The organism is Modestobacter roseus (genome assembly GCF_007994135.1).
Classification (GTDB): Bacteria; Actinomycetota; Actinomycetes; order Mycobacteriales; family Geodermatophilaceae; genus Modestobacter; species Modestobacter roseus.
Genome location: NZ_VLKF01000001.1, coordinates 780,542 through 792,963, shown reverse-complemented (window position 1 = coordinate 792,963; position 12,422 = coordinate 780,542). Strand labels below are relative to the sequence as shown.

The following is a 12,422-nucleotide window of genomic DNA, read 5'->3' as shown; positions in this document are numbered from 1 at the left end:
GTCAGCCCCCGGCCGGGGTGTGGCGGGCGCGGGCGTGCGCCTCGACCAGCGCGGCGAACCGGCCGGCGAACGGCGCCCAGACCTCGGCGACGTCGGGCAGCACGGCGACAGCCCGGGCGCAGACGGTCTCCGCGTCGGTGCCGCTGGCAGCCACCCCGACCGGGTCGGAGCCGGCCCACTGGCGCAGCACCGCCTCGTCGGGCTCGACGTGGAACTGCAGCCCGTACACGTGCTGCCCGACCCGGTAGGCCTGGTGCGGGTACGCCGGGTTGCTGGCCAGCAGAGTCGCGCCGGTGGGCAGCCGGTCGATCTCGTCGTGGTGCCACTGCAGCACGTCCGGCGACAGCGGCAGCGGGCCGAACAGCGGGTCGGCGTCCGCGGCGTCCCGCTTGGCCACCAGCGTCGCGCCCACCTCGGGCCCGTCGACGCCGGCCCGGGTGCTGCCGCCACCGACCTGGGCCAGCAGCTGCGCGCCCAGGCAGATGGCCAGCGTCGGCAGGTCGGCGGCCAGCGCCTGGGCCAGCAGGTGCCGGACCCCGACCAGCTCCGGGGAGACCTCGGCGTCGTCCAGCGACGACTGCGGGCCGCCGAGCACCAGCAGCCCGTCGACCCCGGTCAGGTCACCGGGCAGCGGTTCCGCGCGGGACAGCCGTCGCTCGTCGAGCTCCAGCCCGGCGTCGGCCAGCCACTCCCCCAGCCGGGTGGGCGGGTCGGTGTCGGACGGGACGACGACGAGCAGGCGGGCCACGGAGGTGAGCTTATGGAACGGCGCCCACGCCGGGGTCCGCGGCGGGTGCTCCTACAGGCCGGGGAGGTAGCGCTGCAGCTCGAACGGGGTGACGTTCTGCCGGTAGGCGTTGAACTCCTCCCACTTGTTGCGCAGGAAGAAGTCGAACACGTGCTCGCCGAGGGTCTCGGCGACCAGCTCGCTGCCCTCCATCGCGGTCAGCGCCTCACCGAGGGAGACCGGGAGGTCCTGGTAGCCGGCGGCGCGGCGCTCGGTGTCGGTCAGCGACCACACGTCGTCCTCTGCCTCGGGCGGGAGCTCGTAGCCCTTCTCGATCCCACGCAGCCCGGCGGCCAGCAGCACCGCGAAGGTCAGGTACGGGTTGCAGGCGGAGTCCGGCGAGCGGACCTCGACCCGGGCCGAGTTGCCCTTGTTCGGCTTGTAGGCCGGCAGCCGGACCAGCGCGGAGCGGTTGGCCCGGCCCCAGGTCGCGGCGGTGGGCGCCTCGGTGCCGGCCAGCAGCCGCCGGTAGGAGTTGACCGTCTGGTTGGTGACCGCGGTCATCTCCCGGGCGTGGGTCAGCAGCCCGGCGATGAACTGCTTCGCCGTCGTCGACAGCCGCATCGGGTCGGCCGGGTCGTGGAAGGCGTTGCGGTCGCCCTCGAACAGCGACAGGTGGGTGTGCATCGCCGAGCCGGCCAGCTCGGTGAACGGCTTGGGCATGAAGGTCGCGTGCACCTGCTGGCCCAGCGCCACCTCCCGGACGACGTGCCGCAGCGTCATGATGTTGTCGGCCATCGACAGGGCGTCTGCGTAGCGCAGGTCGATCTCCTGCTGCCCGGGCGCGACCTCGTGGTGGCTGAACTCCACCGAGATGCCCATCGCCTCCAGCGCGAAGACCGCCTCGCGGCGGAAGTCGTGCGCGACGTTGTGCGTGGACAGGTCGAAGTAGCCGCCGGTGTCCGCCGGCTGCGGCGGGGTGCCGTCGCTGGGCAGGTCCTTGAGCAGGAAGAACTCGACCTCGGGGTGGGTGTAGAAGGTGAACCCCATGTCGGCGGCCTTCGCCAGGGTGCGCCGCAGCACGTGCCGCGGGTCGGCCCACGCCGGCGACCCGTCGGGCAGCGTGATGTCGCAGAACATCCGCGCGGTGTCGCTGGCCTGGCCCTTCGCCGCCGGCATCACCTGGAAGGTGCCCGGGTCGGGCTTGGCGAGCATGTCGGACTCGTAGACCCGGGCGAAGCCCTCGATCGCCGAGCCGTCGAAGCCGATGCCCTCCGCGAACGCCGCCTCGATCTCGGCCGGGGCGACGGCGACGGCCTTGAGGTAGCCGGAGACGTCGGTGAACCACAGCCGCACGAAGCGGATGTCGCGCTCCTCCAGGGTGCGCAGGACGAACTCCTGCTGGCGGTCCATGCTCGCCATGCTGGCCTCCGGTCGTGACGGTCGTGTTACGCGGCCCCCAGCCTGCCCCCTGGGAGGAGTCGGCACGAGTGGGACGCGGGGTCGGAGTCCAGATCGGCGGCCCGCGGCCCGGTCGGCACCGGGGGCCCGTGCACGGCCGGGGACGGCAGGACGAAGATCTCCCCCGGTGCCACCCGCCGGGGGCGCCGGAACCGTCCGCGCCGCGGCCCCGCCGTCGGCGTCCGTGGAGGAGCGTCATGACCGAGTCGGTGCTCTATGGCGGCACGTCGACCGCCCGGGTGCGCGTGCACCACCTGCAGCAGGCCAAGGAGCGCGGCGAGAGGTGGGCGATGCTCACCGCCTACGACACCGTCAGCGCCGCGGTCTTCGAGGAGGCCGGCATCCCGGTGCTGCTGGTCGGGGACTCGGCCGGCAACGTGGTCCTGGGGCACACCAGCACCGTGCCGGTGACGGTCGAGGACATCCTGCTGCTGACCCGGGCGGTCACCCGGTCCACGGCGCGGTCGCTGATCGTCGCCGACCTGCCCTTCGGCAGCTACGAGTCCGGCCCGCAGCAGGCCTACGAGACCGCCGTCCGGATGATGAAGGAGGGCGGCGCGCAGGCGGTGAAGCTCGAGGGCGGGGTCCGGGTGGCGCCGCAGATCCGGCTGCTGCACGAGGCCGGCATCCCGGTCATGGCGCACATCGGCTTCACCCCGCAGAGCGAGCACGCCCTGGGCGGCTTCCGGGTGCAGGGCCGCGGCGCCGGCGCCGAGCAGCTGCTCGCCGACGCGCGCGCCGTGCAGGAGGCCGGTGCGTTCGCCGTCGTGCTGGAGATGGTGCCCGCCGCGATCGCCGCGCAGGTGACCGCGGAGCTGGCGATCCCGACCATCGGCATCGGCGCCGGCCCCGGCTGCGACGCCCAGGTGCTGGTGTGGCCCGACATGGCCGGCCTCACCGGCGGCCGGGTGCCGCGGTTCGTGAAGAAGTACGCCGACCTGCGGGGCGAGCTGCTGCGCGCGGCCCGGGAGTACGCCGACGAGGTCCGCACCGGCGCCTTCCCGACGGCCGAGCACTCCTTCGAGTAGCCGGTCAGCCGTCCAGCGGGCGGCCGTTCAGCTCGATCCCCCCGGCTGGACGTCCGCCCCGCAGCGCGGCCTCGACCCGGTCCAGCAGGTCGTCGACCTGGTCCTCGTCGTAGCCCCGGCCACGGCCGAAGGGCGGCTTGCGGAAGACGACGTCGTGCACGTCCTCCGGGCTCAGTCCGGGGCGCCGGCCGGCCCCCAGGGCATCCAGCGCCTCGGCGGCCCGGGTGAGGAACTCGTCGACCTCCTCCGTGCGGTAGCCCTTCCTCCCCCAGCCCGGTCGACGCAGCTCGACAGCACGGAGTTCTGCTCCGGTCACCGCGCGTGTCAGACGTCGGTGACTCGGAGGCCGGCGTGGGCCTTGTAGCGGCGGTTGACCGACACCAGGTTGATCGTCAGCGCCTCGACCTGCCGGGCGTTGCGCAGCCGCCCGGCGTAGACCCCGCGCATGCCCGGCAGCCGGCCGGCCAGGGCCTGGACGACGTCGGTGGCCTCCCGGGTGTCGCCGACGACCATCACGTCGCCGTCGAGCGTGGGCCGGGAGAGGTCCTCGAGCAGGACGGCGGAGAGGTGGTGGAAGGCGCCGACGACGAAGCTGTCCGGCAGCAGCACCGCGGCCTGCTGGCACACGCTGCCCTCCGGGACGTCGAGCACGTAGGCGCCGAGCTCGTCCCAGCCCATCGGCACGACGCAGTCGACGACGACCTTGCCGGCCAGCGACGTCGCCAGCTCGGCCAGGGTGTCGGCGTGCCCGGCGTAGGGCACGGCGACGACGACCAGGTCGGCGGCGCCGGCGACGTCGGTGTTCGACCCACCGCGGACCGAGACCTCCACTCCCCCGGCGGCCGCACCGGCCCGGGTGGCGACCTCGCCGGCGACCTCCTCGGCGCGTTCGGCGTCCCGGGACCCGAGCAGCACCCGCTGCCCCGCGGCGGCCAGCCGCACGGCCAGCCCGCGCCCCTGCGGCCCGGTGCCCCCGAGCACGCCGACCACGAGGTCCTCCACCGCACGTCCGTCCGTCACGAGCCCTCCTGCCGCTCCGGTCGCGCACCTGCGCGCTCCGCTGCCGACGATCATGCCCCTCCCGGCCGTGCCCGGCCGAGCGGGCACCGGCCGGCCCCGCTCAGCGGCGGCGCCCCTCCTCCCACTCCTGGTCGGCGGCATCGGCCGCCTCGTTGCGCTCGGCGACCTTCTCCAGCGCCTGCTCGGCCTCCGCGCGGGTGTCGAACGGGCCGAGCCGGTGCCGCTCCGCGCACCCGTCGCGGTCTTCCACCGCGTGGTGCTTGAGGCACCAGAACCAGGGACCTGTGGCCACGTCGGCCTCCTCTCTCCTCCGGACCGTCCCAGCCTCGCACCCCGACCCGGCCCGTGCCGCCCCATGCCGATTCCACAGGGTGGAACGTGCAGGTCGGCGGGGGTTTCTGCTGCGCCGCCGGTGGTGCATCCTGCTGCCATGACGCGCGAGCGGGAGCCGGACACGCAGCGTCACCGTCGTCCCGAGGACATCCCCGGCCCGCCTCCCGGACGGGCTCCTGACGACCGGGTGACCGCCTGGTGCCTGGCCGCGCTGCTGGCCGTGGGCGCCGGGCTCGGCTCGTTGAACCTGTTCATCGACGGGGTGCTGCGCGACGGGCCCACCCGCTGGGTGTACCTGGCCACGATGCTGGTGCTGGCCCTGCTGGGTGCCGCGCTGGCGGTGCGCCGGCGGGTCGATGCCGCGACCACGGCCGGGCTGGTCGTGCTCGGCGACGTCGTCTACGTCGTGGTGGCCCGCTCGGTCACCGACCCGATGCTCTACGCGACCCCGCTGATGCTGCTGTTCTGCTGCGCGGCGGCGGCCTGGTTCCTCGGCCCCCGGATGCTGGTCATCCACCTGGTGCTGGTGGTGGTCGCCTGCACCGCCGCGCTCGCCGGCAACTACCCCGACACCGCCGGCCTGGTCGTCCAGGTCACGGTGAACTCGGTGGTGCTGGACCTGGTCACGGTCGTCGTCTTCACGCTGCGCCGCCGGGTCGAGCGGCTGCTGACCCACACCCGGGCGCTGTCCTCCACCGATCCGCTGACCGGCCTGGCCAACCGCCGGTGCCTGGTGGAGCAGGCACCGCGGATCTGGCGCCAAGCCCGCCGGGAGGGGCAGCGCGTGGTGGCACTGGTGCTCGACCTGGACCACTTCAAGCGGCTCAACGACGCCTTCGGCCACGCGGCCGGTGACGACGTGCTCCGCGCCGTGGCCGACGCGCTGACCCGCACCGTGCGCCCCACCGACGTGCTGGCCCGCACCGGCGGTGAGGAGCTCGTGGTCATCGGGCTGGCCGGCGACCCCGCCGAGGCGCGGCAGCTGGCCGAGCGGCTGCGCACCGCGGTGGCCACCAGCACCGCCGGGCGCGACCGGGAGGTCACCGTCTCGATCGGGGTGGCGGTGACCCGGCCCGGCGACACCGAGGACCCGACGGAGGCGCTGTGGCGGCTCGTCGACCGGGCCGACGCGGCGATGTACCGGGCCAAGGAGAGCGGCCGGGACCAGGTGGTGCTGGCCGGCACCCAGCTCGTGCCGCTCCCCGCCACCCGGAGCCCGGCGGCCCTCGTCGCCCGAACCCGACCCGGCGTCCGGTGGCATGGCCTGACGGCGTCGAGCGGTGGAGCGCCGCCGGTTCTGCTTTCCTCCCTCTCATGACCGTGACCACTCCGGGCCGTCCGGGCACCGACCCGACCGCACCCGACCCGCACCGTGCCGCTGCCGCTGCGGGACCAGGCCGACGTCCGCGACCGCTGGCTCACCCAGCGGCTGCTGGACCTGCTGCCGGCGCTGATGGACCGGGCGGGCATCGACCTGTGGGTGGTCGTGGGCCGGGAGTACAACGAGGACCCGGTGCTCACGACCTTGCTGCCGGCGACCTGGCTGTCGGCCCGGCGCCGGACGATCCTGCTGTTCCACCGCAGCGACGACGGCGTCACCGCGGCGGCGGTGTCCCGCTACCCGGTCGGCCAGTTCCAGCCGGCCTGGGACGACGACGGGCGCCCGGGGACCAGCGCCGAGGAGTCGCAGTGGGCGTCGGTCCGCCGGTTCGTCGACCAGGCGGCGCCCCGGACGATCGGCGTCGACGTGTCGGCGACGTTCGCGCACGCCGACGGGCTGTCCACCACCGAGCACCGGCTGCTGATGGCCGCGCTCGGACCGCACGCGGACCGGGTCGTCTCCGCCGAGCAGCTGGTCGTCGGCTGGCTGGAGACCCGGCTGCCGGAGGAGATCGCCGCGCTGCGCGCGATGAACCGGCTGGTGCACGAGGTCATCGCCGAGGCGTTCTCCCCCGCGGTGGTCGAGGTGGGGCGGACCACCGCGCTGGACGTCGCCTGGTGGATCCGGCAGCGCTTCGCCGACCTGGGCGTCGACCCGTGGTTCCAGCCGACCGTGGGGCTCCAGCGCGCGGGCACCCCGCTGGTCGACGAGCACGGCACGGCGCTGCCCGGGGTGCCCTACGACGCCGTCGTCCAGCCCGGGGACCTCCTGCACTGCGACGTCGGCCTGTCCAGCCTGGGCCTCACCACCGACACCCAGCGCAACGCCTACGTGCTGCGCCCCGGGGAGACCCGGCCGCCGGCCGGGCTGGCCGAGGCGCTGCGGGTGGGCAACCGGATGCAGGACCTGACGACGGCGGCGCTGCAGCCGGGGTGCACCGGCGACGAGGTGCTCGCCGCCGCCCGCGCCGGTGCGGCTGCCGCCGGCATCGACGGCGACGTCTACTCCCACCCGGTGGGCGTGCACGGGCACGGCGCCGGCCCGGCGATCGGGATGTGGGACCAGCAGGGCGGCGTCCCCGGCGCCGGCGAGGCCGTCGTCCACCCCGACACCGTCTGGGCGCTGGAGCTGTGCGTGCGGGTGCCGGTGCCCGAGTGGGGCGGTCAGCTGGTGCGGATGGGGCTCGAGCAGGGCATCGCGCTGACCGCGGCCGGGGTGGAGTACCTCGACGGCCGGCAGACCGAGCTCATCGTCCTCCCGTCGTCCTGACGTCGTCGGTCACCACGTCGTCCCGGCGCCGGCCGAGCTCGGCGCGCAGCCGGCGGACCTCCTCGGCGAGCTGGCGCACCTCCTCCTGCAGCACGGTGGGGTGCTCCTCCAGCGCGCGGTCGGCCTGGGCGGCGTCGGCCACCCGGCCGACGAACCAGGAGGCGACAGCGGCGGTGACGACACCGAGCAGGGCGATGCCACCGACCATCAGCAGCACTGCCACCAGCCGACCCTCGGTGGTCACCGGGTAGGTGTCGCCGTAGCCGACCGTGGTGATGGTGGTCAGCGCCCACCAGACGGCGTCGCCGTAGCTGGTGATCACCGCGTCCGGGGCGTCCCGCTCGGCGTCGTAGACGGCCAGCGAGGCCATGAAGGAGATCAGCAGCGCGATCGCGCTGACGTACCAGGCCACCCGGCCGTGCAGCGAACCGGTGAGCTTGCGGTCGAGCACCCGCGCGACCCGGACCAGGCTGATGATGCGCAGCGGCCGCAGCAGCGGCAGCAGCACCGCCAGCCCGTCGACCCAGTTCCGCCGGACGAACCGCCAGCGCCGCTCGGCGAGCACCAGCCGGACGACGTAGTCGGCGAGGAAGATCGGCCAGGCCGCCAGGGTGACGACGGTCAGCGTCGTCTCGGCCCAGTCCGGCAGGCCGGTGCGCAGCACCTGCCAGGCGTAGGCGGTGACGAACAGCAACGCGACGACGACGAGCGGCCACTGGCTGGCCCGCTCGTAGCGGACCCTGATCTCCTCCCGGTGCACCTGCTCAGTGTCGCCGGGTCACTTCTCCCGCGCCTCGGCGGTCTTCCGGTCGTTCGACTTCTGCAGCGCGTCGGCCAGCTCGTCCTTGTCCATCGTGGAGCGGCCCGGGATGTCGGCGTCCTTGGCCAGGTCGTACAGGTGGGACTTGGCGGCGTTCGCGTCGACGCCGCCCTTGCTGTCGTAGTCGGTGCCGGCGTTGCCCTCGGCCGACTGCTCGTCGCTGGGGCCCTTGTGGTCCTTCGGCTCCCAGTGGTCGCCGACCTTCTCGTGCGTGTGCTTCACCGCACCCCAGGCGACCCGGTTCGCGCGCTGCTCGTCGTCGTAGGACTCGGCGGCCGAGTCGTGCGCCTTGGCGAAGGTGCGCTGCGCCTTCTCGTCCGAGCGCTGCAGGGTGCTGGGGATCTCGCTCTGCTTCGCGTCGCCGCTCTTCGTGGTCTTCGGCACGGCGCGCTCCTCTCCGGTCGGTGCGATGGACCGGGCAGGGCTACCCAGGGAGGGGGTGCGCGAACACCCACCCCCTCCCGCTGGGGATGACTCCAGGCGCAGGGACGATCGGGTGCCCGGCCGACGGTCGTCCCATCGGGTGGGACCCGTGGACGGCGCGTCGAGCGTGTCGCCGGCGCGCCGTAGGGTGACCTCCTCGACGACAGGAGGGGCTCGTGTCCGAGACCCAGACCCGCACGGTCACCATCGCGGCCATCGCGGCCGAGGCGGGGGTGTCCGTGCCCACGGTCTCGCGCGTGCTCAACGGCCGTTCCGACGTCGCCCCGCACACCCGCCAGCGGGTCGAGGCGCTGCTGCGCTCGCACGGCTACCAACGGCGCGGCGGGCGTGCCCCGGAGGCCCCCAAGCTCGTCGACCTGGTCTTCAGCGACCTGGACAGCCCGTGGGCGGTGGAGATCATCCGGGGCGTCGAGGGGGCCGTGCACGCCGAGGGCGCCGGCACGGTGATCAGCGCCATCCACCGCCGGGCCAGCGACGCCCGGGTGTGGCTGGACAACCTGCGGACCCGGGCGAGCGACGGCGCGGTGCTGGTGACCAGCGCCCTGGACCCGACCCTGGAGTCCGAGCTCCGCGAACTGCACGTGCCCGCCGTGGTCATCGACCCCGCGGGGGTGCCGGCGCTCGACGTCCCGACCATCGGCGCTACCAACTGGGCCGGCGGCGTCAGCGCCACCGAGCACCTGCTGGGCCTGGGGCACCGTCGGATCGGCTACGTGGGTGGCACACCGTCGCTGTCCTGCAGCCGGGCGCGGCTCGGCGGGTACCGGGCCGGGCTGGCCGCGGCCGGGCTGCGCGTCGACCCGGAGCTGATGGACGAGGGCGACTTCGGGTACGAGTCCGGCTTCGCGGCGGCGAGCCGGCTGCTCGCCCTCCCCGAGCCGCCGACCGCGGTCTTCGCCGCCAACGACCAGATGGCGATGGGCGTCTACGAGGCGGTCCGGCGCCGGGGGCTGCGGGTGCCCGAGGACGTCAGCATCGTCGGCTTCGACGACCTCCCGGCGGCCCCGTGGTGCTCGCCGCCGCTGACCACGGTGCACCAGCCGCTGGCCGAGATGGGCATGGTGGCCGCGCGCACGCTGCTCCGGCTGGTCCGCGGTGAGCCGGTGGAGAGCCCGCGGCTGGAGCTGGCCACCGAGCTCGTCGTCCGGGACAGCACGGCCCCACCGCCGGCCTGACGCACGACAGCGCCCCCGGGGAACTCCTCGGGGGCGCTGTCGTGCGCGGGTCGGTCAGCGGGTCAGTCGGCGGTGTCCGAGCTCTGCCGGTGCCCGCCCGAGGCGTCGTCGGGGTCGGGGTGCACCGTGCGCTCCTCGGACTCGGCGAGGATCGCCGCGGCCTGCGCCTCGGGGTCGGCGCTCGGTCCGACCGACGTCTCCTCCGGCAGCAGCTGGGCGCGCGACTCCACGTTGTCCTCGGTGACGTTGGCCCGCGCCTCCGGCGTGGGCTCCTTCATGCTCGGCACGGTGCCTCCTCGTCGATCACGGTGGTCGCTCAGCTGGGGGTGGAGTCGTCCGTGTAGCGCAGGACGGCGGCCACCGGGGTGTCGCCGGGCATCGCCGTCCGCGGGACGACGACCACCCGCGCGCTGCTGCCGATCGCCGCCCGCAGCAGCGCCCGGTCGGCGGGCACGGACTCCGCGCCGTCGACGCCGAGGGTGCGCAGCTCGTCGGCGCCGACGCCCAGCTGGAGCGGCTCGGGGCCGACCAGCAGGTCGCCTTCACCGGTGATGTCGTCGGCCAGCACCAGCTCCTCGACCTGGGCCTTGCGCAGCGCCTCGACCACCAGCGCCGTCCCGGTCACCGCGAGGCCGTGGGCACTGGCCGCCTGGACCCGCTCGACGGCGCCGGACTGCTCGTGCGCCTCGTTCTCCGCGACCAGCTCGACGGCGCGCTGCTCGATCGGCTCGCGGTCCGCCCCTGCGGCACGGCCGCCGCCGTCCATCGACACGAGGACGTCGGAGACCTCCTTGGTGGCCTTGTCGGTGATGAGCTGCTTGGCCCGCACGTCGCCGGCGAGCAGCACGAACTGCGCCTTGTACTGCTTGACCAGGGTGTCGACCTCGGCGGCCACCCGGCCGGCGTTCTCCTCCCACTGGTTCTCGGCGGTGTGCATGTAGGTGTTGTGCGCCCAGCCGCCGACCTTGACCTTGCGCATGTGGAAGGTGTCGCCGTCGACCTCGTCCTCGTCGGTGGGGTGCCCGGCAAGGGTGGCGACGGAGACGTCGGCGCCGACCCGGTCGGCGACGACGACCACGTGCGGCACGCGCCCGGCGAGCTGCCGCAGCACCGGCAGCAGCGACGGGTTCGGCGACCAGTCGGCGAGCGGCTCGCGGGGGGCGTCGGCCAGCACCTCGTCGAGCACGATGCGGCCGTCGCCGGCCACGATCAGCGCCCGGCCCCGCAGGGTGGCCAGCTGGCCACCCTCGTTCACCTGCAGCAGGCGGCTGCGGACGGCCTCGACGACCTCCTCGGGCGCCCCCTGCCCGCCCAGCTGCTCGCAGGCGGCGCGGACCCGGAGCTCCACCTCGGCATCGGCGTTCTCGGTCGTGTGGGTGACGTCCACGCAGACGGTGGCGTACGGGCCCGGGGCGGCGAACACCGGCTCCAGGAAGGACACGTCCATCGGGTGTGCAGCTCCTTCGGTCGTTCGTCTCGCGGCCCGGTGGGACCGCGGTGTGCAGCGTCGCGATGTGCGTCGTCGCGGCCTACCCACGCCCCCGGTGCTCACACCCGGTGTGTCAGTCCCGGCGGCGCGGGTAGGCGGACCCGGACCCGTTGCCGCGACGTACGAAGGAGCCGGCATGACCGATCGAGACGCCCTCCCCGTCCCCGACTACGACCACCTGCCCGTGGGCAGCCTGACCTCGCGCATCCGCACGCTGGACGCCGAGCAGCTGGAGACCGTGCTGGGCTACGAGCGGGCGCACGCCAACCGGGTGCAGGTGGTGCAGGCCATGGACCACCGGCTCGCGGAGCTGAGGTCGGGCGCCCAGCCCTCCGGGGGCGACCCCGAGGGCACGCAGCCCGAGCACGCCCCAGCCCCGGCCGGCGGCTCGCCGGTGTCCGAGGCGACGACCGGCCCGGTGGTCAACCCGCCGTCGCAGGGCGACCCGACCAACCCCGCACAGCCCCGCTCGACGGGCTGACTCGCGGCGGGTGGGTCACGGCGGGTGGGTCAGCCGGCCCACCGGGCCGAGCAGCCGCTCGATGATCCGCCGGTCCCCCGGCCAGGCGCCCAGCAGGACGTCGCGGGGGACCCGGCGGGCGGCGTAGCGCAACGCCAGCGCCACCACGACGACGTCGTCCAGCGGGCCGATCACCGGCAGGAACTCCGGGATCAGGTCGATCGGCGAGAGCACCCACAGCCCGGCGACGACCAGCGCGACCTTCGCCCGGCCGGGCACCGCCGGGTGCCGCCGCAGCACGCGGACGGTGGTGACGCAGGCGGGCAGGAAGCGGGCCAGCTCGCGGGCGGTGCCCGGCGGGAGCCGCCGGGCGAGCAGCACCAGCACGCCCCAGCTCAGCAGCACCACCGCCAGAGCGGTGCCCAGCGCCGTCCACCAGCCGCTCATGCCCCCATGGTGGCCGACCCGGTGCCCGGGCGGGCGCACCCGGCCCACATGACGCTCTCGTGGAGATGACCTCCCGGACGTTCCGCGCCTCCGGGAGCGGCAACTCCCCCGGTGACCCGGACCCGAGCACGGGAGGCACCGATCCCCATGCGTCACGCCCTCGCCGGCGCCTGTGCGGCCCTCCTCCTGGCCGGCTGCGGCTCGGCCGCCGTCCCGGAGCCACAGGCCGCGCCCACGACCGGCGCCACCGGGACCACCGGCGCGACCGCCACCGCCGGGGTGGGCGCCCCCTCCCCGGCGAGGACCCGGCCGACCGAGAGCTGGAGCCGATCGGGGTACCGGACACGAACGACTCCGCTGCCGCGGGG

General features: G+C 74.9%; 15 protein-coding genes. 5 read left to right on the top strand and 10 right to left on the bottom strand.

What is annotated here, in order from left to right; genetic code table 11:
- Position 1 precedes the first annotated feature (1 nt).
- Together JD78_RS03815 and JD78_RS03810 are read right to left on the bottom strand one after the other, a co-directional pair.
- Positions 2–748: a type 1 glutamine amidotransferase gene (locus JD78_RS03815; protein ID WP_153357248.1), complete on the bottom strand. Its 747-nt coding sequence runs from the start codon at positions 746–748 to the stop codon at positions 2–4.
- A gap of 51 nt (positions 749–799) precedes the next feature.
- Positions 800–2,140 carry a glutamine synthetase family protein gene (locus JD78_RS03810; RefSeq protein ID WP_153357251.1) on the bottom strand — a complete coding sequence of 447 codons (1,341 nt, stop codon included), beginning with the start codon at positions 2,138–2,140 and terminating at the stop codon, positions 800–802.
- A gap of 245 nt (positions 2,141–2,385) precedes the next feature.
- Between JD78_RS03810 and panB the strand changes: the two genes are divergently transcribed.
- Entirely contained in the window at positions 2,386–3,216 is an 831-nt protein-coding gene (gene panB, locus JD78_RS03805) for a 3-methyl-2-oxobutanoate hydroxymethyltransferase (RefSeq protein WP_153357254.1), read from the top strand.
- Positions 3,217–3,220: 4 nt separating this feature from the next.
- On the opposite strand, the gene JD78_RS22505 is transcribed toward panB, so the two are convergent.
- The 3 genes from JD78_RS22505 to JD78_RS03790 all read right to left on the bottom strand — a co-directional run bounded on the left by JD78_RS22505 (position 3,221) and on the right by JD78_RS03790 (position 4,528).
- Complete coding sequence (locus tag JD78_RS22505) at positions 3,221–3,532, bottom strand: DivIVA domain-containing protein (protein ID WP_153357257.1); 312 nt, start codon at positions 3,530–3,532, stop codon at positions 3,221–3,223.
- 8 nt (positions 3,533–3,540) lie between these two features.
- On the bottom strand, positions 3,541–4,236 hold the full coding sequence (gene npdG / locus JD78_RS03795) for an NADPH-dependent F420 reductase (protein ID WP_153357260.1): 696 nt from the start codon (positions 4,234–4,236) through the stop codon (positions 3,541–3,543).
- 100 nt (positions 4,237–4,336) lie between these two features.
- A complete protein-coding gene (locus JD78_RS03790; RefSeq protein ID WP_153357263.1) occupies positions 4,337–4,528 on the bottom strand; it encodes a hypothetical protein in 192 nt (63 codons plus the stop codon).
- A 138-nt stretch (positions 4,529–4,666) separates the two neighbouring features.
- On the opposite strand from JD78_RS03790, the gene JD78_RS03785 reads away from it, so the two are divergent.
- Both JD78_RS03785 and JD78_RS03780 read left to right on the top strand, forming a co-directional pair.
- Positions 4,667–5,887, top strand: coding sequence for a GGDEF domain-containing protein (locus JD78_RS03785; protein WP_166520970.1), 1,221 nt, complete (start codon positions 4,667–4,669; stop codon positions 5,885–5,887).
- Between the two features lie 54 nt (positions 5,888–5,941).
- Positions 5,942–7,219 carry a M24 family metallopeptidase gene (locus JD78_RS03780; RefSeq protein WP_166520969.1) on the top strand — a complete coding sequence of 426 codons (1,278 nt, stop codon included), beginning with the start codon at positions 5,942–5,944 and terminating at the stop codon, positions 7,217–7,219.
- On the opposite strand, the gene JD78_RS03775 is transcribed toward JD78_RS03780, so the two are convergent.
- Positions 7,197–7,979, bottom strand: a complete 783-nt coding sequence (locus JD78_RS03775) for a potassium channel family protein (RefSeq protein ID WP_153357271.1) — start codon at positions 7,977–7,979, stop codon at positions 7,197–7,199. The two genes, JD78_RS03780 and JD78_RS03775, sit on opposite strands and share 23 nt — an antisense overlap.
- A gap of 18 nt (positions 7,980–7,997) precedes the next feature.
- On the bottom strand, positions 7,998–8,423 hold the full coding sequence (locus JD78_RS03770) for a ChaB family protein (RefSeq protein ID WP_153357274.1): 426 nt from the start codon (positions 8,421–8,423) through the stop codon (positions 7,998–8,000).
- A gap of 215 nt (positions 8,424–8,638) precedes the next feature.
- Between JD78_RS03770 and JD78_RS03765 the strand changes: the two genes are divergently transcribed.
- A complete protein-coding gene (locus JD78_RS03765; RefSeq protein ID WP_153357276.1) occupies positions 8,639–9,658 on the top strand; it encodes a LacI family DNA-binding transcriptional regulator in 1,020 nt (339 codons plus the stop codon).
- 62 nt (positions 9,659–9,720) lie between these two features.
- Here the strand turns inward: JD78_RS03765 and JD78_RS03760 are convergent, their stop codons facing one another.
- Positions 9,721–9,936, bottom strand: a complete 216-nt coding sequence (locus JD78_RS03760) for a hypothetical protein (RefSeq protein WP_228394942.1) — start codon at positions 9,934–9,936, stop codon at positions 9,721–9,723.
- Between the two features lie 38 nt (positions 9,937–9,974).
- Entirely contained in the window at positions 9,975–11,105 is a 1,131-nt protein-coding gene (locus JD78_RS03755; protein WP_153357282.1) for a baeRF2 domain-containing protein, read from the bottom strand.
- Positions 11,106–11,283: 178 nt separating this feature from the next.
- On the opposite strand from JD78_RS03755, the gene JD78_RS03750 reads away from it, so the two are divergent.
- Positions 11,284–11,628, top strand: a complete 345-nt coding sequence (locus JD78_RS03750) for a DUF8129 domain-containing protein (protein ID WP_153357285.1) — start codon at positions 11,284–11,286, stop codon at positions 11,626–11,628.
- A 15-nt stretch (positions 11,629–11,643) separates the two neighbouring features.
- On the opposite strand, the gene JD78_RS22835 is transcribed toward JD78_RS03750, so the two are convergent.
- Positions 11,644–12,054, bottom strand: a complete 411-nt coding sequence (locus JD78_RS22835) for a YkvA family protein (RefSeq protein WP_153357287.1) — start codon at positions 12,052–12,054, stop codon at positions 11,644–11,646.
- Positions 12,055–12,422: the final 368 nt, after the last annotated feature.

Coding starts and splice junctions, on each gene's coding strand:
- JD78_RS03810 (WP_153357251.1), bottom strand. CDS start 2,140: ATGGACCGCCAGCAGGAGTTCGTCCTGCGCACCCTGGAGGAGCGCGAC.
- panB (WP_153357254.1), top strand. CDS start 2,386: ATGACCGAGTCGGTGCTCTATGGCGGCACGTCGACCGCCCGGGTGCGC.
- JD78_RS03785 (WP_166520970.1), top strand. CDS start 4,667: ATGACGCGCGAGCGGGAGCCGGACACGCAGCGTCACCGTCGTCCCGAG.
- JD78_RS03760 (WP_228394942.1), bottom strand. CDS start 9,936: ATGAAGGAGCCCACGCCGGAGGCGCGGGCCAACGTCACCGAGGACAAC.
- JD78_RS03755 (WP_153357282.1), bottom strand. CDS start 11,105: ATGGACGTGTCCTTCCTGGAGCCGGTGTTCGCCGCCCCGGGCCCGTAC.
- JD78_RS03750 (WP_153357285.1), top strand. CDS start 11,284: ATGACCGATCGAGACGCCCTCCCCGTCCCCGACTACGACCACCTGCCC.
- JD78_RS22835 (WP_153357287.1), bottom strand. CDS start 12,054: ATGAGCGGCTGGTGGACGGCGCTGGGCACCGCTCTGGCGGTGGTGCTG.